We start from the raw sequence: 1,729 nt of genomic DNA on the forward strand, positions 1-1,729 counted from the left end.
CGTCGGCGCCGAGCGCGAGGACGCAGGACCACACGAAGAACATGGTGAAGACCACGAGCAGGATGGCGGTGTAGAACTCCGTGCGGGAGACACGCTTTTCGGTCTTTTCGCCGTACTGCGGCTGCATGTCGAGGGCGAATTGTGAGAGCGCTGCCATGTGAGAGAAGGAGAAAACCAGCACCGGCAGGATGAGGAAAATACCCTTGAAAATCCCGCCGTAGCCATCCGAGCCGTCATCGAAGTGGAGGAAGCTATCCAGGTCCCAGCGCGGGATGAGGTAAATGGAGGTGATAGCCAGCGCAATAATCAGCGGGTACACCAGCACCTGGGCCAGCCAAATCATGGGTTTGCGGCCGATGGCGAAGGCGCCGGTCATCACCCCGACGCAGAGCATGGCCAGCAGCCACCGGTCGAGCGAGGGCCCACCCAGCTGGTTGACAATGAAGCTATCCACCGCGTTGGTGATGGAGACACCGTAAATCAGGACGGTGGAAAAGACCGTGATCCAATACAACACCGCGAAGACGATGCCTTGGCCCTTGCCCAGGTACTGCGAGACCAGCTCGAGGATGTCCTTGCCGTGGTCCTCTTTGGGGGCGCCCGCGACGATGCGCGCATAAGTGCGGTGCGAAAAATACACCAGCGGGAAAATGAAGACCGTGGCGAAGACCAGCGGCCAGAACCCGAAACCGCCGGCGTTGAGCGGCAGGAAGAGGATACCGGCGCCGACGGCGGTACCGAAGAGGGTAATGATCCACGATGCGGTGGAGGCGGCGGGGCGCTGCTTGGCGACGACCCCATCGCCCACAATGTGCTCACCCTCCTTCAGTTCGGTGGCGGGTACGGCGGATGTTGTTGGGGGAGTGTTGGTAGAGCTCATGATGAGCCTCCTCTATTCGATGGGCAGGGAGTGGTCTTGGTCAGTGATGACGTTGATGAGTGCGGGGATACCTTCTTCCTTGATGGCGGCTAGAGCACGGGCGACGGCCTCCGGTGCCTGTGCGTCATCAGTGACGAGCTCGCCGTGAGCGCCGAAGCCGCGGGCTACCGCCGCGAAATCCGGGTTCACCAGCTGCGTGCCGGAGACGCGATCGGGGAAGTGTTTCTTCTGGTGGTCGCGGATGGTTCCGAATTCGCCATTGGACATGACGATGATGAGGAAGGGCGCGCCATATTGCAGTGCGGTGGCCAGTTCTTGGCCGTTCATGAGGTATTCGCCATCGCCAGCGATGGTGAGCACAGTGCGCTCGGGAAACTGCAGCTTGGTGGACACGGCCGCCGGGATGGAATATCCCATCGAGCCGTTGCGCACGCTGAACTGGGAGGGGTAGACAGAGGAGCGCAGGAACTGCTGGGCCCAGATGCAGTGGTTGCCGGCACCGAAGGTGTAGATGGAATCCTTGGGCAACTGCTCGTGGAGTGCTGCGAGGATGGCTTCCATGTGGGCGGTGCCCTCCTTGCCCGGGCGGTAGTCTGCGGGCTCGGGGAGGGTGGCGAAGTTGAGGTGGTTCGCGTGAGCGGAATCAAACCACTCGCCGCGCTGCTCCGTGCCCTCGACGTTTAGGCGGTCCACGGCCTCCGCGAAGGCGGCCGGGCTTGCCACGATGTGTTCTAGCAGCGCCACCGAGTGCCCGCGCAGGCTGGTGTCGGGGTTGATGGCGATGTTGCGTGCCTGCGGTGACTGGCGCAAGGTATAGCCGTCGGTAGGAACATCACCGAGAACGGCACC

At 62.2% G+C, this 1,729-nt stretch carries 2 protein-coding genes; both read right to left on the minus strand.

Annotation, left to right across the window (positions count from 1 at the left end; genetic code table 11):
* On the minus strand, positions 1 to 880 hold an 880-nt coding region (locus tag RDN59_RS12220; RefSeq protein WP_308608071.1), incomplete at its 3' end, for an aromatic amino acid transport family protein.
* Between the two features lie 12 nt (positions 881 to 892).
* Positions 893 to 1,729 (minus strand): thiamine pyrophosphate-dependent enzyme (locus RDN59_RS12225; protein ID WP_308608072.1); only part of this gene is annotated, 837 nt, incomplete at its 5' end.

It is taken from the genome of uncultured Corynebacterium sp., assembly GCF_902489365.1.
In the GTDB taxonomy this organism is placed as follows: Bacteria; Actinomycetota; Actinomycetes; order Mycobacteriales; family Mycobacteriaceae; genus Corynebacterium.